Origin of the sequence: Neobacillus sp. SAB-20_R2A (genome assembly GCF_049568635.1) — a bacterium.
Classification (GTDB): domain Bacteria; phylum Bacillota; class Bacilli; order Bacillales; family Cytobacillaceae; genus Neobacillus; species Neobacillus citreus.
In genome coordinates this window covers 1,672,013-1,689,556 of record NZ_CP145895.1, presented here as the reverse complement: position 1 = coordinate 1,689,556, position 17,544 = coordinate 1,672,013, and the positions used below count along the sequence as shown (strand labels likewise).

Here is a 17,544-nt window from a genome sequence, read left to right as displayed (position 1 = left end):
CCAATCAACAGGGAGGCAAATCAACCTAAGTATTGCTGCACACATTTTCCATCCTTGATAAGTGCGTTGCAACCTTTTTCATATTTTGGCAGGCTGCAGTAAGAAGAGCCTGTTCTCTTACATTATTCACTCCCTGTAACCGGCAATTGCGAAGCCCATTGCAGCTCTTTTGAATCTGCGAAGCTTCGCTCAATTTTTTCCTTTCTAAATCTATAAAGCATTCTTCCTGATTTAGATAAACGATTTTATTAGAGTTGAGGGACTTAATCGAATACACCTGTTGATTGGCGCGGAAGGCACGAAGACTCCTGCGGGAGTACGGGGCAGGGGAGACCCCGCAGAAGCGTAGCGCCGAGGAGGCTCCCCGTCACGCCCGCGGAAAGCGAAGTGCCTGGAACGCCAATCAACAGACTTATTGAAAAGCAATATATTAATAATATTATAACAAATTAACGCGGTGAATCATAAAAGAAAATGGATAAAATAAAAGGCTGTCGATAGTTTCTCGACAGCCTGAGCGAAGCCCTGCGGCTTCGCTTTTTTTATAGATTTTTATCATCAACCGAATTCAGCCAATTCTCGATTTCACCAACAACAGATTCTACACAGCCGGTTTTAAATGGTGATATTAAATTGGCTGCTTCCACGAGTTTAGTAAATGACATAGAACCGCCAAGCTTACAAAGCTTGACATAGTCTGCCCATGCCTCTTGATGATTCTCCCTTGACCGCTTCCAGAATTGGAAAGCGCAAATTTGCGCAAGCGTATAGTCAATATAATAGAACGGTGAATTATAAATATGTCCCTGACGCTGCCAGAAACCGCCGTTCTCCAGATACTCATTGCCATCATAATTCTTATGCGGCAAATATTTTTTCTCAATTTCCCGCCATTTTTGCTTGCGCTCTGTTGGCGTGGCTTCTGGGGTGTCATAAACCCAGTGCTGGAATTCATCAACGGAAACTCCGTATGGAAGGAATAAGAGCGCATCACTAAGATGAGAAAACTTATATTTATCAGTGTCTTCTTTAAAGAATAGCTCCATCCATGGCCAGGTGAAAAATTCCATACTCATCGAATGAATTTCACATGCCTCATAGGTTGGCCAGTTATATTCAGGTATTTCAAACTGACGGCTCGAATAAACCTGGAAGGCATGGCCTGCCTCATGCGTCAGGACATCAATATCACCAGAGGTACCATTGAAATTTGAGAAAATGAATGGCGCTTTATGATTTTCAATGTATGTGCAGTAGCCCCCGCTTGCCTTCCCCTTCTTGGCAACAAGGTCCATCAGATTATTTTCCATCATAAAGGTAAAAAATTCTCCGGTTTCCTTTGAAAGATCCTGATACATTCTTTGTCCGTTCTCAATGATCCATTCAGGACTACCCTTCGGTACAGCGTTTCCGGTCTCGAACACAAAGCCCTCATCATAGAATTTTAATTTATCGAGGCCAAGCCGTTCCCGTTGCCGCTCTTTTAGCTTAGAGGCAATTGGAACAATAAAGTCCTTTACCTGCTGACGGAAATTAGCCACCATCTCGGCGTTGTAATCGGTTCTCATCATGCGGTTATAACCAAGCTCGATAAAGTTTTTATAACCCAAGGCGTGAGCAATCTCGGTCCGCACCTTTACCAATTCATCATAAATCCGGTCAAACTCCGCTTCATGCTCTGCAAAGAAGCCAAATTTCGCCGTGCTGGCGCGTTTACGCATCTCCCGGTCTGTCGATTCAATAAACGGGTCGATTTGCGCAAGTGTACGCTCTTCCCCTTCAAATTCGATTTTCGCCGATGCAACAAGCTTGGTGTATTCTGACGATAATCGGTTTTCCCTTTGCAGCAAAGGAACAATTTCCGGTTTAAACGTCTTTAGCTGACTTTCAGCAAGGGCGAAAAGCTGAGCGCCCCATTTATTTTCCAATTGCGGGCGGAATTTGGAATCAACCAAAGCCTGATAATATCCTGTGATTAACCCTTCCACCTCAGGCTGGATTTCATCCATGTAATCCTGCTCATTTTTATAAAATTCATCATTCGTATCAATGGTGTGGCGAATATTACAAAGATTGAACATCGTTCCCAAGTCATTTCTCAGTTGATTGATTTCATTCATGGCCCCGCTCTGCTTTTCCACTGAGTCAGCGTTTTTGAAACGCTCCAATGCTTCATTAAATTTTGCCCGAACCTCGTCTAAGTTAGGTCGTATGTATGTATACTGTTCAAAGCCCATGAAAAAACCCCCTTTTTCATTTTTTTTGGCTATATTCATTTCGACACTATTGATTAATATTCCTTTTTGCAAAAAAAATACGACTAAAAGCCGTATTAAAATTTTCCTGCAGGCAGACCTAATTTTTTTAACAGGTCAATTGCCTCCAGCTTTTCGGAATCAGATAAACTTGACATAAGCTTATCAATTTGTTGGGCATGTTCAGGAAAAATATCCTGAATCAAATTTTTCCCCTCATCTGTTATTTGTGCAAAAATGACACGTCTATCTGTCGGGCAGGCACTCCTTCTCAATAATCCCTTTTGTTCCAGCTTATCGACAACATACGTAATACTTCCACTCGCAAGCAGGATTTTTGCACCAATTTGTTGCAGCGGCTGGTCGCCTTTGTGGTAAAGTAGCTCTAATACGGCAAACTCAGTTGGGTTTAGACCGCTTGCTTGGATCACTTTATTAACGTGTTCATTAATGGCTTTATAGGCTCTAGAGAGAACAATAAATAGCTTTAGCGAAACGGCTGTTGAATCTTTTTCCATAACAACTCATCCTTTATCTTTATTGGGAAATTGCCTCAAAAGCAAAACACCCATAATATCTCGATTTCAAAATTATTATAAAAAAATTTCGAACCTCTGTCAATTAACGGCAAAGTCACACTTCTTATCCTGAATGTTTATATGATAGAAAAAGTAAAAAGGATGGAATCTATGCCCATCCTTTTTACTTAATTTCTTGAATTCTTTGATATAACTCTTCTTTTTCTTCATCAGAGAGCATTCGCTCGGCCATTGGAAAAAGGACGTTTTCTTCCTTGTTAAAATGCTCCGTTAAAATAAAGTAAGCATTTTGGATGTATCCAGCTAATTTTTTAAATTCATCAGGTGAAGATGGCATGCCTGTTTCCTGCTCAAGAAAGGATTTAATATGTGCTTTTGCTTGGTCATGCTCATACTCCATTACCGCTATTGGTCCAGAAGTTGTCCCAATATAAGTCCCCATCATTGGGAACAGCACACCTTCTTCTCTTTCCGAATGCGGGTCAAGCGCTGCCTGAAATTCTTTTACCTTCATAATTAACTCTTGGAAATTAACTTCTATATCAATATCTTTATCAATTTTTTGGGTTAGGCTGAACAATCCTTCCATTTGGCTTCTTAATGGGGGATGTTCTTCTTTCAATTGCCTTAATCCCTTACTTTTTAGCTCAGCACTCGGCATCCCGCCGAAACCGCTCATACAACTGCTCATTACATTCACCTCTTTCAATCTTCTGCTTTCAGTATAAAAGCGCCATTACAATTTTGTAGTGACAATCGTCACATCTATACCCAAATTACTACTTCCTCATAATATTATTGACAACTTTTTGAAAACGTTTTATTTTTTTGAAAAATTATAACATTTATCACTCAAAAAAATCTTTATAGTTTCATATAATAAAGTTAGATATTATGAAAGGGAGGTAAATATATTGAAAACCCCAAATTATCATGACTTTTATCAAACGGCATTTTTACCAATTGGTGCAAATGATCTTGTTTCGCTTAAGGATACAGATGCCTATATTCCAGAATCCAATTCTACACATTGGCTAATAGCCGTAGAAGGGGTTCAGCTCCCTCAGCCACGGATTTATTATCATTGGAAAGTCAGTATATATCCAGCCGCAAATGACGGCGACTTCAATTGGAAAAAGCCATATTATTGCTCAGAAAATATGGAACAAATGGATCATGCCATAACCCTTGCTTCCTCGCTTGCAGCCTCCTGCAAAAAAGATGAACTTTCCTCGGCAGCCCTTTTAGAGAAAATAAGCTGACCCTGTAAGTACTTACCTTCTAGCTTCACCTTCTTTTTATAATCCCTTGTGAAAAAATATACATATAGTGTAAATTACAATTAGCTAAAAAAGGTGCTGCCTGCAATAGCAAACAGCACCTTTTTTTATGCTAACCTGAAAACAATCCCGTGTCCGCCTTTTGGATATTCCCATTTAATATTTTGGTAAGGGCAGCCAATCCGGCAGCTTCCGCATTCGTGACAGCCTTCATAACCTACCTGCATCCGCGTTCCTTCCCACTTATATACCTCGGCTGGGCAAAATACTGTACAAATTTTATCAGGACATTGGGTCATGCATACGTCATGATCTAGAACGGTAAGATGGGACTTTGTGTCACACTTAAACCTGAGAAGATACTGTTTTTCCTCAATATTCTTCGTTGACATTATTTCACCGCCTTCCAAGCACGATAGAGATCTTGCAATACGCGAAGCGTTCCTCTTTGTGAGGTCATATTCTTAATAATTTGCTTTTGTTTATCACGTTTTGGCGTGCCATCAACCGTAAAGAATTTGCTAGCTGCCTGATTCATCATCGGAACATACTCTTTAAAATATTGCGGGTATTTTTCGAATGTATGGGCCGCATCTTTGTACTTCTCTAAATCTTTGATGATAAAGCTATTATAAAGGGCCTCGCGGTAGTTATTTAACATTGATTCGCTGAAATTGCCGTGGCGGTGCGCCTCAATGACAGTCTCAGCAGCCAATAAGCCAGAATGCATCGCCATGTTCGAACCTTCACGATGAATAGCGTTAACTAGCTGGGCAGCGTCCCCAACAACAATAACTCCGTTACCTGCCACTTTAGGAACTGAGCGGTAGCCGCCTTCCGGAATGAGGTGGGCAAGATATTCAGCAGACTCGCCGCCGGCAATGAACGGCTTGACCATCGGATGATTCTTTAAGTAATCCAGCAGCTCATAGGGCTTCATTTTTGCTTTTATCATACTCGATAGTGTTGTCCCCACACCGATATTCAAACTCTCTTTGTTGGTATATAGGAAAGCCGTACCCAGATTTCCTTTTGTGGAATCTCCAAAGATCTCAATTGTGCAGCCTTGGTTGTCCTCCAAATTGAAGCGGTCATTTATTTTTTCTTTTGGAAGATTAACAACTTCCATAACTGTCAGCGCCACTTCGTCCGGGCGGAACTCCTTATGAAACCCAAGCTGTTTGGATAACAGGGAGTTAACTCCGTCAGCAAGGACGACTACATCTGCAAAAACCTCACCATCCGGCCGGTCAGTGCGGACGCCAACTACCTTGCCGTTTTCGACAATACATTCCGTGACAACTGTTTCGGTAATTAGAAGCGCTCCTGCCTCCACAGCTTTCTTTGCGAACCATTGGTCAAACTGGGCCCGTAGAACTGTAAAGTTATTATATGGCTCCACACCCCATTCAAGGCCTTTATATCCGAACGAAAGAACTGATTCTTTGTCCATCATCCAGAACCGCTGTTCAATGACTGGTCTTTCAAGCGGCGCTTCTTTCCAAAATTCAGGAATCAATTCTTCCATTTGCTGGCGGTACAATACTCCACCCATAACGTTTTTTGCCCCTGGGTACTCTCCACGTTCAATCAGCAGCACATTCAAACCGTTTTTAGCACAAGTGTAAGCACAAGAGGTTCCTGCAGGGCCAGCCCCTACCACAATCACGTCAAATTTCTCAGGCATAGCTCAGTTCACCGCCCTTTTCAGCTTTAAGCTTTTTAAATTGCTCGATTAGTTTAGGGATAATTTCCATTGCGTCTCCTACAATGCCGTACGTTGCCACGTCAAAAATCGGGGCGTTCGGGTCTTTGTTGATGGCAATTATAAACTCAGAATTCTTCATACCGACCACATGCTGAATCGCTCCGGATACTCCAATGGCAAAATAAATTTTCGGTGTGACCGTTTCTCCTGTCTGTCCAACCTGCTGCTCATGCGGCAGCCATCCTGCTTCAACCACATCGCGGGTTCCGCCTACGCTTGCGCCGATTGTTTCCGCCAATTCATGGATTAGCTGGAAATTTTGCAGGTCGCCCATTCCTTTGCCACCGCATACGATGACATGGGCATCAGCTAATTTAGCTTTTTTTGTTACGTCATTCACAATTTGTAGTACTTTTGTACGCATTTCCGCTTCGTTCAGAGCTATTTTCTCTTCAATGATCTTTCCTTGTCTTCCTGCATCCGGCTCAAGTGCCTTCATTACTTTAGGTCTTACTGTTGCCATTTGCGGGCGATGCTTCTTACAGAGAATCGTTGCCATAATATTACCGCCGAATGCCGGCCGGCTTGCTTCTAGCAATCTATTATCTACGTCCACATCCAGCATCGTCGTATCTGCTGTTAATCCTGTAACTAAATCAGTTGCAACAGCACTTGCCAAGTCCTTTCCGTTGGGGGTTGCACCGTAAAGAATAATTTCCGGCATATATTTTTGCGCTAGCAGCATAACACCGCTCATATAGGATTCTGTACGATAATCCTTCAAAACTGGATGGTCAATTACGTAGACCTCGTCAGCCCCATAAGAAATAACCTGATTTGCTAATGGCCTTATTTGATTGCCCAGCAAGAATCCCCCTAATGGGACCTCAAGCTTATCTGCCAGCTTCCTGCCGGCACCCAGCAATTCTAGTGAAACATCTTCAATTTTGCCGTCATTTTGTTCAATGAATACCCAGACTCCACGGTAATCGTCAAGATTCATTTAAGACCCCTCCCTGCTCTATACCCTAAAATTTATTAACATTATTTAGTTGACTGTAATGTAAACAGGTCTTTTTTCTCCATCAGAATATCCATTAGCTGACTTACCTGCTCATCGGCGGAACCATCTAGCTTTTTCCCGCCTTCAGGCCGTGGAGGTGTAAACATTTTGCCGACAACCGTAGGTGACCCTTTTAGGCCAAGCTGTGAGCGGTCAACATTTTCAAGATCATCCACTGCCCAAATAATAGGTTCATATCTTGCAGCACTAATCATGTTCGGCATTGGTGAATACTCGATATCATTGATTTCTTTTTCAACTGTTAATAGACAAGGCATTTCCGACTGAACCAGTTCGTATCCGTTGGTTAATTTCCGTTGAATTAAGACCGTTTTCTCACGCTCATTCACTTCTGTTACCTCAATCACATTTGTAACAGGAGGAATATCCAATCTCCGTGCGATACCAGGGCCAACCTGGCCGGTATCTCCATCAATGGCATGCTTTCCACAAATAATCATGTCAATCGGGAGTTCCTTGGCAATTCTTTCTAACGCCTTTGATAAGGCGTAACTGGTTGCAAGTGTATCGGCACCGGCAAAAGCACGATCCGATATTAAATACCCTTGGTCTGCGCCAATTTCAACGCTTTTCTTAATGACAGCAGTTGCCTGCGGAGGTCCCATTGATAAAACCGAGATGGTCCCGCCAGTTTTTTCTTTGATTTTAACAGCTTCTTGAACCGCATGGGCATCATATGGGTTCAAAATAGCCGGGGCACTCCTGCGGTCGAGTGTATTTGTTTTCGGATTGATTTTGATGATTTTTGTATCGGGTACTTGTTTGACACATACGACAATGTGCATGTAGGACTTCCCTCCTCCAAATAAGCTAAAAATGATGAAAGCGTTTGACTTACTGGTTGGTTATTAAAAATGCTTTTATTAACGATATATGAATCGCAATTTAAGCATATTACCCAAAATTAATAGATTTCTTTAATTGAATGAAAAAAGCCGGAAAATTTATATAAGAGAAAATTTGCTGCATGTGCAGCAAGCACGGGTGAAGTTCATCATGGTGTGGGTATGTTAGATAGAAAATAGTACTAATTTAACTATATGAAATATTGAGATATAGACAATGATAAAAATCACAGCACTGTCTATACATGTAGAAAATATTTTTCTCTCTGAAAAATATTTTTTTAAAGGAGGCACTAAAAAGAATAGGCCTTCTGCTACAATGATTAAATGTAACGGAAGGCCTTTATTTTGAGGTTTCTGGGCATTTTACAGTTAGGTAATTACAAATTAGTTAGACTAATACTTTGGGCCAAATCATGATCATTTGCTTTAAGGCGAATTTGATTTCTTCGGGTGGTTTGGAGGCTTGTCCCATCATTCGGTGATACTCATTGATTAACTCGTCCAGTTCTTGACTGTATTTAATGGTTTGTTCACTTGTAAATCCCAATGTATTTGCACTTTTTATCATAAGTTCTCGTTTTGCTTTTATCTCTTCAATCATTTGACTATGGCTTGGACTGTGACTAGTGGTATTACTATACTCGTACAATGTTATCCTCCTACCTCTTACACACTTACTTTAATTCGCTAAAAAATTAGACTACTTGATGAATTATGACAAGAATTTCTTCAAATGTAAATACATTCGCAAAAGTAGACAAAACATTCTAAAACTTTCTATTTTCGACAGTTTATTTGCTTGTTTTTCTGAAATTTCGACATAAATTCCCAAATAGTTAGTTGTGGATTGGGATTATTGAAGAAAACCGCTTTGCGTCAATAATGAAAGCGCATTCAACGTTGTGGGAGGATTGTACATTTTTTTAAAATATTTTTTTAGTACAAAAGTCCCTGAATCTAATATAAAAAAGCTGGCTCTAAAAAATCTTAGCCAGCTTTGTAACTTTATATTTTTAGCTTTTTTTAAATATCTCTAACTCACTGATCCGTTTGACTGCTTCTGCAAGGCGCTCTTCTGAGGTCAGCAGGCCGATTCGGACATATCCTTCACCATACGAACCAAAACCAACTCCCGGCGCTGCTACTACTTGAGCCTTTTCCAACAAAATGTTGGAAAATTCCTCAGAAGAAAAACCAGTCGGCACTTTTAGCCAGGCAAAGAAAGATCCCTTTGGAGCAGTCACGTCCCAGCCTATCGAACAGAGGCCGTCAATGAGGCAATTTCGTCTTTGCTCATACATCTCATTTAATTCCTTTACGCAGTCCTGAGGGCCTGTCAGCGCTTCAGCCGCTGCCTCCTGGACGGCACCAAACAAACTGACATATAAGTGATCCTGAATGAGCTCTAGTGCAGAAATCACACTTTCATTTCCTACTGCAAAAGCAACGCGCCAGCCTGCCATATTATAAGTTTTGGAGAGTGTGTATATTTCAATACCGACATCTTTGGCACCCTGTGCCTGCAGGAAGCTTGGTGGTTTTACACCATCGAAACCGATGCCTCCATAGGCGAAGTCGTGTACGATACAAATATCATGGTCATTTGCAAGCCTTACAGTCTCTTCGAAAAATTCTAGGTCAGCCACAGCCCCGGTCGGATTATTAGGATAGTTGAGGAACATTAATTTTGCCTTCTCAAGATCCTCTGTCCCTAGCTCGCTATAGTCAGGAAGGAAACGATTTTCTTCTTTCAAAGGCATGGTGACCATTTCGGCTTTAGCCAGTGCGACCCCAGACCAATAGTCAGGATATCCTGGATCTGGAACCAAAACGGTATCCCCAGGGTTTAACAAACATTGTGGAATCTCCACCAAACCTGCTTTGCCTCCAAAAAGGATTGCGACTTCCTTTTCGGGGTTGAGTTCTACACCATATTCCCGAGAATAAAAATCAGAAACGGCTTTTTTTAAATAAGGAAATCCTTGAAATGGAGAATATTTATGATTTATAGGGTTTGCCGCTGCCTCCTGAAGCTTAGCAACGATATGCCCTGGTGTCGGTTGGTCAGGATTCCCCTGGCCTAAATTGATCACATCAAATCCCCGTTCTATGTACTCACCAGCTTTTTTGACGAGTGATGCAAAAAATTGCTTTGGAAGACTATTCAATATTTCCGATTGAGGAAAATTCTTCATGTTCTCACCTGCTATTTTCTAAATTTTAAGGTTGAAATTCTAGTCACAAATGATATAACTTTTATAACAGCTTGTAAAGGAAAAATTCCGAAATTTCATAAGGGAGAGAGAATAATGAAATTAAAGATTGCTTGTTTGCAGATGGATATTGCCTTTGGCAATCCCGAGAAAAACTATCAGAATGCAGAAAAACTAATCGAAGCAGCTACTAGCGATCAGCCGGATATCATTGTCTTGCCCGAGCTGTGGACAACAGGCTATGATTTGACCCGCCTTGATACAATCGCCGATAAAGGAGCGCTTCAAACAATAGAATTTTTAAAAAATGCTGCTAAAAAGTACAATGTTAACTTTGTCGGCGGTTCTGTTGCCAATCGGGATGACAAGGGAGTGAAAAATACCCTTCTTATCATAAACCGTGAGGGGGAACTTAGTTCCGAATATAGTAAACTGCATTTATTCAAGCTGATGGATGAGCACCTTTATTTGGAAGCGGGTTGTGAAAAAGGCTTGTTTAAGCTTGATAATCATGCATTTGCCGGGGTCATTTGCTATGATATCCGCTTCCCGGAATGGATTCGTGCCCATACATCTGAAGGATCGGAAGCGCTGTTTGTAGTGGCAGAATGGCCTGCACCAAGATTATCGCATTGGAGAAATCTATTAATTGCCAGAGCAATCGAAAACCAATGCTTTGTGATTGCCTGTAACCGTTCCGGAAGCGATCCGAATAATCAATTTGCCGGACATTCACTCGTCATTGATCCATGGGGTGAGATTATCGCCGAAGCAGGCGCAGATGAGGAGATTTTAACTGCAGAGATTGATTTAAAGCTTGTCGGAGAAATCCGTAAGCAGATTCCAATTTTCGAAGACCGAAGACCGGATTATTATAAATAATTCTTTACAGCAAATAAGAGGCTGCAAGTCAGCCTCTTTATCATACTTTTTAAGTTTTAATGCAGCGGCAGGGTAATAAAGAATGTAGTCCCTTTTCCTACTTCGCTTTCAATCCGTATTGAGCCTTTATGCTCCTCAATGATTTTATAGCTGACCACTAATCCAAGTCCTGTGCCTCTTTCTTTGGTTGTGAAAAAGGCTTCCCCCAGCCTTTGTAATTTCTCTTTGGATATTCCTATCCCTTCATCCTGGATTGAAATAAGAGCCTGATTATTCTCAAAGGCCTCTATCGTAACCGTAATTGTTCCGCCGTCTGGCATGACTTCGATTGCATTTTTGATTAAATTAATAAAAACCTTTTTCAACTGATTGGGTTCACAAAAAATCGGAGAAAGCTTTTCATCAAACCCTGTTGAGAATTGAACATTATGTAATACAGCCTGGGCATGTAAAATGTCTAGGGTTTCCCTCATTATTTGATTCAGATTCTTCTCCTGAAAACGGATTTCCTGGGGTTTAGCCAATAGTAAAAATTCGTTAATGATGGTATCAATGCGGTCTAGCTCACTAGTAATTACTTCATAGTACATGGAATGTTCTCGTTTAATGCTACCTTCAAGCAGCTGGATAAAGCCTTTTAAAGCGGTCATCGGATTTCTGATTTCGTGGGCAATTCCGGCCGCAAGCTCGCCTATAACCTTTAACGTTTCTGATTTCCTAAGCTGTTCCTGCATATCCATCTTTTCAGTAATATCCTTTAAGGCGGTAAAATTCAAGTCCGTCATAATGTCTAATTTTGAACTGATTTCGATATGCCTATTTTTGCCGGAAATCATCTCAAAAACAATAATGGATGTATAATAACCCTTTTCAATTACCTGCTTTATATGTTTCTTTATTTCTAGCGTTTGTTTTTCAAGGTTGCTAAATGGCTCATATAACAGTCTACCTATTAATTTTTCCTTTGGAAGACCAAATAGCTTTTCTGCTGTAAAATTTACATCCACTATGCGATATTGGTAATCCCAAAGGATGAGTCCATCAATGGAATCTTCAAAAATGCGTTCATATCTTCGTTCGTGCTCTTGCAATTTTGCATTTTTTGAAAACACTACATCAGGCTTACTTGGTAACGTACCATCCTGTTCCAATTTGATTTCCAATAAACGGCCACCCCGCTATCAACCAAAGTTCAGCGTTAATTTAAAAAGATATATTCTATATAAAACTTGGAAATTCCTTTTTTCTGCCAATAAATTTTATTAGCTTAAAAGAAAAACACAAAGCAATTTGCTTTGCGTTTTTCTTTTTTATAGCCATGGATTTTCATGCTTTGCTTTAAGGCGCTGCCACCTTTTTTCTACTTCTCTTTCAAATTCGTCTACTAGATGTTTGTTTTCCTCTTTGAGGAGATGTTTCGTTTTCCCCATATATTTAAACCATTCTGTTACCGAAACGCGCTTTTTCTTTTCTTCAGGGTTATAGGTAATAGCGGTAACACCCTGTTCTACTTCATACAGTGGGAAGAAGCAGGAATTGACGGCCTCTTCAAGAATTTTTGTTCCATAACGGTCCTCAGACTTCCAGTTTAATGGACAGGTAATTAACAGTTTTCCATACACTGGTCCGACATTTTGCGCGTACCACTGGGCTTTCGCACCTTTTTTGACCAAATCCTGCGGGAATGCTTCTGATCCGGTAAATACATAAGGGATATTTGTCGCAGCCATAATTTGTACCGTATCCTTGTGGTGGAAGCTTTTCCCTTGCTGTGTTTTTCCAACACCTGAAGTACTTGTCATATGGCCAAGCGGTGTCGAATAAGACATTTGCGACCCGGTATTCATGTAGCCTTCATTATCGTATTCGAGCATAATCAGCTTATGGCCGCGAAGTGCCGTCCCAATTGCCGATCCCATACCGATATCCATTCCGCCGTCACCGGTAATCATCACGAATGTCGCATCATCCGACACTTGAATTTCCCCGCGCCGCTTTAATTCCATGAAGGCCTCAACAGTACCTGAGAGGGTTGCTGCACCATTCTGGAACAGGTTATGCATCATCGTCTGCTTATGCGAGCTATATGGATAGGCAGTTGTTGTAACGTAGGCACAGCCAGTTTGGAATAGAGTGACAATATCCCCTTCAATCCCTTTAAAGAACAACTCCAGCCCGCCAAATATGCCGCAGCCCGGGCAGGCGCCGTGACCGGAAGCAATTCTTTTCGGCTTATTTGTCAGCATCCGCAGTGGTGGGATTTTCACTTTTAATTTATTTGTTTCTTCATCCATTTTTACTTCAATTAAACCAGATTTATAAGTATCACCCTGCTGCGGAGTGATGACAGGCTTTAGGATTTTTTCCGGATTTCCCGGTACATGCCCGAAATAATCAAATGGTTTTTCCGCATAGCCTTTCTCCTTCGCATCAATCGCCATATTAAAGAATTCATGGGCATCACTTGCATAGAAATCCTTACCGCCCATTCCGAATACACGGCTTAATACGATGGTTTTATTAGTCTTGTCATCCTGCAGGGCAGACTTGATCTCATGCGTTAAGTTTGGACCATGTGCACCATAGGAATCAGCACGCTCACCGACTAATAATGCTTTCACATTTTTAAGAGCTTCACGGATTTCTTTAGCCGGGAATGGACGAATAATATTTGGACTGATTACCCCTGCTTTAATTCCTTGGGAGCGCAGCTGGTCGACAACATCCTTTGCCGATTCGGCTGCAGAGTTTAATAGGAATAACGCAACTTCAGCGTCCTCCATTTTGTATAAGTCCAAAACAGAATATTCTCTTCCTGAAAGTTTTGCATATTCGGCAGCCACTTCCCTGAATACCTCTCCGGCATTGTACATAGCTTCGGATTGCTGGAAGTGATTGTTCATCAAATCTTCGCCGTTCATGTGGGCACCGATCGTTACCGGTTTTTGCGGATCTCTAATAAAATTGTAATCAGTCGGGCATTCGCCGACAAATTGCTGCACTACCCGACGGTCCTTGAAGTATTGAACTCTCCGTTTTTGGTGGGACGTCCAGAATCCATCATAGGCTACAATGACAGGGAGCCGGACTTTGGAGTGTTCGGCAATTTTCAATGCCATAATATTCATGTCATAGACCGCTTGCGGGGTACTTGCCGTTAAAATAACCCAACCCGTATTTAGACCAAAATAAAGATCTGAGTGGTCTCCGCGGATATCAAGCGGACCACTGACAGCCCGAGTGACCAGATTCATGACCATCGGGAATCGTGTGCCCGCCTGAACCGGAAGCTGTTCAATCATATATAAAAAGCCGTTCGCACTTGTTGCATTGAAGACGCGCGCCCCAGTGGCGGCAGCACCATAGCAAATACCGGCCGATCCATGCTCGCCATCTGCCGGAATCAGCTTAATATCATGCTCGCCCCGGGCTTTCATTTGGTCTAAGAATTGTGCCACCTCTGTAGATGGAGTAATCGGGAAATAACCCATAATATGATAGTTGATTTGCGCTGCCGCCATCGCAGCCATTTCATTGCCGGATTCAAAGGTTGAAATCTGCTCGGCTCCAACCTGCGCTGTTAATTTTTCCTCTAAAATACCCATTATAAATTCCCTCCTACTGCATAAGGAAAGTTTTGCTTCACACGATTTGCATCTGCGTATCCGATCATTTCGCGAAGATCCATTAAAGCACTTGTCGGACATGCTTCCACACATTTTAAGCAGCCCTTACAATATTGATAGTCAATTCCCTTAAGAAACATTTGCTTTCTGCCGCGCTTGTCCTCTCCCTCTTCCCAGACGAAACAGAAATCTGGACAAACGTTATCGCAGGCCGCACAGTCTATACACTTATCGCGTTCAAACTGTGGCAGGAAGCCCTGTCTTGAGCCGCTCAAATCTTTTAATATACTATTTGCCTGAGTGGTGATTACACCACCAAGCTCTTGGGTCATATAGCCTAGCTGCGGAAGCGGGCGGGTAAAGGCTTTACCTTGGGCATCCTCCGGAACATGGTATGTTTTAAATTCAACTTCATTATAGCCGCGGTCAAACGTCCGTAGGTTCGGTTCGACAAAGTGCGGGTATTTTTTCTCGAATGTCTTCCGGATAACTTTTCTCATGGCATCCGGATCCAAAAAATCACAAATGCGGAATAACGCCCCGAGCATCGCTGTATTTACTTTTGTTTTTTCCTCGACAGCAATGGTTAACGCATCTACAATCGCTAATGTTCCATATTCTAGTTTTAAATCCTTTTTCACATCATCGAAATCCCTTGATGAGTTGACTAAGACGATGCCGTCAGCATTTAAACCGCTGACCACATTAATCGTTTTATACAATGCTTCGTGGAAAACGCCCACAATATGAGGCTGCTCAATTGGACTGTGATCACGAATTTCAACCCCAGGTTCACAAAAGCGGATAAAGCTTTTAACCGGAGTTCCTTTTTTCTCCGAGCCATAGGACGAAAAGTTGGAACCATTTAACCCAAGCCCTAATACCCCTGCTTCAGCCAGCATTTTTCCGGCAAGATTTGCTCCAAGACCACCGATTGATTCGAGACGGATTTCAAAAAAACCCAGCTCATTTTTTTGCGGTAAAATAGACATAATGTCCCTCTCCTTCTTTGTTCAATAAAACTACCCGAAAAAGACATAAATAATTAACTTATCTCACCGCTATTGTAGGCCATATTATTTTTTAAATCTGTGACAAAAATCAAACATCCAAACATTTTTTTTAAAACACATTTTAATCCATCGAAAAAATTCTTTATTTACAAAGCATCTTCATTGTTTTTTAATTATATAACAGGTTACGCATTGTATTATAACAGAGAGATTGTAATTGATAATCAACTTAGCATACGCTAATGTGGAACCCGTTTGTTCCCTTACCTTTTCGGCTAAAATAAGCTATAATATTATTTTGTTTTATAATGAAAAAGGAGTTTTATTATGAAAGTCATTTGTTCCACCCTTAACGCAAAATACATTCATACCAATCTGGCCATCAGGTTCTTAAAGGCATATGCAGCACCTGAATTTGATATCATTTTAAAGGAATACACCATCAAAGATCCGGTGATGAACATTGTCTCCGATCTCCACCAACAAAAGCCGGATGTTATCGGTTTTAGCTGTTATATTTGGAATATCGAAGAGACCCTTAAGGTCATCAATATGCTAAAGAAGATTGACCCTTCCCTCATTATTGTATTAGGAGGCCCTGAGGTTTCCTACGACACACGCGAATGGATGGAAAAACATCCGGAAATCGACTTTATCGTAATGGGCGAAGGGGAACAAACCTTTAAACAATTGCTGACGGAGCTTGATACAAACAAAAATATCGATAATGTCCATGGAGTTGCGTATCGTGACAATGGAACCTTAGCCAGCACACCACAGAGAAATAAGCTTGATTTAAAAGAATTACCCTCCCCCTTCCGCTTTCCTGAGGATATTCCCCAGTTGGGGAAACGGGTTACTTATATCGAAACAAGCCGAGGCTGTCCGTTCAGCTGTCAATTTTGCCTATCTTCCATCGAAGTCGGTGTCCGCTATTTTGACCGGGAACGAATTAAAGAGGATATTCGCTATTTAATGGCAAACGGTGCAAAAACAATTAAATTTGTTGACCGGACCTTTAATATTAGCAGAAGCTATGCAATGGAAATGTTCCGCTTCCTTATTGATGAACATCTTCCAGGAACTGTGTTTCAATTTGAAATTACTGCGGATATTATGCGGCCTGAAGTGATTGAATTTCTTAACCAAGAGGCACCAAAAGGGCTTTTCCGTTTCGAAATTGGTGTACAGTCAACGAATGACTATACAAATGAGCTTGTGAGAAGAAAGCAAAATTTTGAAAAACTGAAAAGAACAGTGACAATGGTAAAAGATGGGGGGAAAATCGATCAGCATCTTGATCTTATCGCGGGACTGCCTGAAGAAGATTACGCCTCCTTCCGGAAGACCTTCAACGATGTGTTTGAAATGAGGCCGGAAGAACTGCAGTTAGGGTTTTTAAAAATGCTGCGCGGAACAGGGGTACGTATACGTGCTTCAGAACATGATTATGTATATATGGACCATTCCCCGTATGAGATTTTAAGCAACAATGTTCTATCGTTTGACGATATTGTTAAAATAAAGCAAGTGGAAGATGTGTTAGAAAAATATTGGAATGACCACCGTATGGATCACACAGTTGAATACCTGGTGACACATGTTTTCCCTTCACCGTTCGATTTCTTTCAGGATTTTGGTTCCTACTGGGATGAACAGGGCTGGTCAAGAATCGGCCATCAGTTGGAGGATCTATTTCGGCGATTACATTCATTTTTAGTCAAGAGGGCGGTTCCGAACCTTGATGTCATTTCCGGTTTAATGAAATATGATTATTTAAAACATCATAAGTACAAACCGAGAAAACCTTGGTGGGAAGCAGGGCTGGAGAAAAGCGAACGTTCGAAAATCTACAAACGCATTTCCGAGACTCCGCAGCTTTTAGGACCGGAATTTCTCAAACTTGAGCTGGATGAAAAAGAACTTTATAAGCATACCATGCTAGAGCTTTTGTCTTTTGACCTGACAAAGTATTTTCTAAACGGTGAAATAGACCACCAGGCTTCCGGTTTACTGGCGTATTTTGACCCTACCAACCTAGAGACACTTTTATTTCCTTTTAAAATCTAAAATAAGCCGGTGCTCCCGGCTTATTT

The 17,544-nt window shown here is 41.3% G+C and carries 15 protein-coding genes and 1 pseudogene; 3 read left to right on the top strand and 13 right to left on the bottom strand.

The window, feature by feature from the left end:
- Window positions 1–25 precede the first annotated feature (25 nt).
- The 4 genes and pseudogenes from V5M37_RS08410 to V5M37_RS08395 form a co-directional block, all read right to left on the bottom strand.
- A pseudogene (locus tag V5M37_RS08410) lies at window positions 26–215 on the bottom strand (transposase); the annotation flags it as partial.
- Between the two features lie 327 nt (window positions 216–542).
- Window positions 543–2,237: a M3 family oligoendopeptidase gene (locus tag V5M37_RS08405; RefSeq protein ID WP_423801564.1), complete on the bottom strand. Its 1,695-nt coding sequence runs from the start codon at window positions 2,235–2,237 to the stop codon at window positions 543–545.
- 95 nt (window positions 2,238–2,332) lie between these two features.
- The gene (locus V5M37_RS08400; protein ID WP_423801563.1) at window positions 2,333–2,773 is read right to left on the bottom strand and encodes a MarR family winged helix-turn-helix transcriptional regulator; all 441 of its coding nucleotides are present in this window, start codon (window positions 2,771–2,773) and stop codon (window positions 2,333–2,335) included.
- 184 nt (window positions 2,774–2,957) lie between these two features.
- Window positions 2,958–3,485: a hemerythrin domain-containing protein gene (locus V5M37_RS08395; protein WP_423801562.1), complete on the bottom strand. Its 528-nt coding sequence runs from the start codon at window positions 3,483–3,485 to the stop codon at window positions 2,958–2,960.
- 223 nt (window positions 3,486–3,708) lie between these two features.
- On the opposite strand from V5M37_RS08395, the gene V5M37_RS08390 reads away from it, so the two are divergent.
- Window positions 3,709–4,056, top strand: coding sequence for a hypothetical protein (locus tag V5M37_RS08390; RefSeq protein WP_213140925.1), 348 nt, complete (start codon window positions 3,709–3,711; stop codon window positions 4,054–4,056).
- A gap of 125 nt (window positions 4,057–4,181) precedes the next feature.
- Here V5M37_RS08390 and V5M37_RS08385 read toward each other — a convergent pair whose 3' ends face one another.
- The 6 genes from V5M37_RS08385 to V5M37_RS08360 form a co-directional block, all read right to left on the bottom strand.
- Complete coding sequence (locus V5M37_RS08385; RefSeq protein WP_040204690.1) at window positions 4,182–4,466, bottom strand: ferredoxin family protein; 285 nt, start codon at window positions 4,464–4,466, stop codon at window positions 4,182–4,184.
- On the bottom strand, window positions 4,466–5,761 hold the full coding sequence (locus V5M37_RS08380; RefSeq protein WP_423801561.1) for an FAD-dependent oxidoreductase: 1,296 nt from the start codon (window positions 5,759–5,761) through the stop codon (window positions 4,466–4,468). Before V5M37_RS08380 ends, V5M37_RS08385 begins: the two co-directional genes overlap by 1 nt.
- Entirely contained in the window at window positions 5,754–6,785 is a 1,032-nt protein-coding gene (locus V5M37_RS08375) for an electron transfer flavoprotein subunit alpha/FixB family protein (protein ID WP_423801560.1), read from the bottom strand. The genes V5M37_RS08380 and V5M37_RS08375 overlap by 8 nt, the downstream gene beginning before the upstream one ends.
- A gap of 41 nt (window positions 6,786–6,826) precedes the next feature.
- Window positions 6,827–7,651: an electron transfer flavoprotein subunit beta/FixA family protein gene (locus tag V5M37_RS08370; protein WP_423801559.1), complete on the bottom strand. Its 825-nt coding sequence runs from the start codon at window positions 7,649–7,651 to the stop codon at window positions 6,827–6,829.
- Window positions 7,652–8,102: 451 nt separating this feature from the next.
- Window positions 8,103–8,363: an aspartyl-phosphate phosphatase Spo0E family protein gene (locus V5M37_RS08365; protein WP_241113790.1), complete on the bottom strand. Its 261-nt coding sequence runs from the start codon at window positions 8,361–8,363 to the stop codon at window positions 8,103–8,105.
- 364 nt (window positions 8,364–8,727) lie between these two features.
- Window positions 8,728–9,909 carry a pyridoxal phosphate-dependent aminotransferase gene (locus tag V5M37_RS08360; protein ID WP_423801558.1) on the bottom strand — a complete coding sequence of 394 codons (1,182 nt, stop codon included), beginning with the start codon at window positions 9,907–9,909 and terminating at the stop codon, window positions 8,728–8,730.
- Between the two features lie 114 nt (window positions 9,910–10,023).
- Between V5M37_RS08360 and V5M37_RS08355 the strand changes: the two genes are divergently transcribed.
- Window positions 10,024–10,809, top strand: a complete 786-nt coding sequence (locus tag V5M37_RS08355) for a carbon-nitrogen family hydrolase (protein WP_423801557.1) — start codon at window positions 10,024–10,026, stop codon at window positions 10,807–10,809.
- A 56-nt stretch (window positions 10,810–10,865) separates the two neighbouring features.
- On the opposite strand, the gene V5M37_RS08350 is transcribed toward V5M37_RS08355, so the two are convergent.
- From V5M37_RS08350 to V5M37_RS08340, 3 genes are all read right to left on the bottom strand, one after another.
- On the bottom strand, window positions 10,866–11,972 hold the full coding sequence (locus V5M37_RS08350; protein ID WP_423801556.1) for an ATP-binding protein: 1,107 nt from the start codon (window positions 11,970–11,972) through the stop codon (window positions 10,866–10,868).
- 147 nt (window positions 11,973–12,119) lie between these two features.
- The gene (locus tag V5M37_RS08345; protein ID WP_423801555.1) at window positions 12,120–14,414 is read right to left on the bottom strand and encodes a thiamine pyrophosphate-dependent enzyme; all 2,295 of its coding nucleotides are present in this window, start codon (window positions 14,412–14,414) and stop codon (window positions 12,120–12,122) included.
- Window positions 14,414–15,427 carry a 2-oxoacid:acceptor oxidoreductase family protein gene (locus tag V5M37_RS08340; RefSeq protein WP_423801554.1) on the bottom strand — a complete coding sequence of 338 codons (1,014 nt, stop codon included), beginning with the start codon at window positions 15,425–15,427 and terminating at the stop codon, window positions 14,414–14,416. The genes V5M37_RS08345 and V5M37_RS08340 overlap by 1 nt, the downstream gene beginning before the upstream one ends.
- A 348-nt stretch (window positions 15,428–15,775) precedes the next feature.
- On the opposite strand from V5M37_RS08340, the gene V5M37_RS08335 reads away from it, so the two are divergent.
- Window positions 15,776–17,518, top strand: a complete 1,743-nt coding sequence (locus V5M37_RS08335; protein WP_423801553.1) for a B12-binding domain-containing radical SAM protein — start codon at window positions 15,776–15,778, stop codon at window positions 17,516–17,518.
- Window positions 17,519–17,544 lie beyond the last annotated feature (26 nt).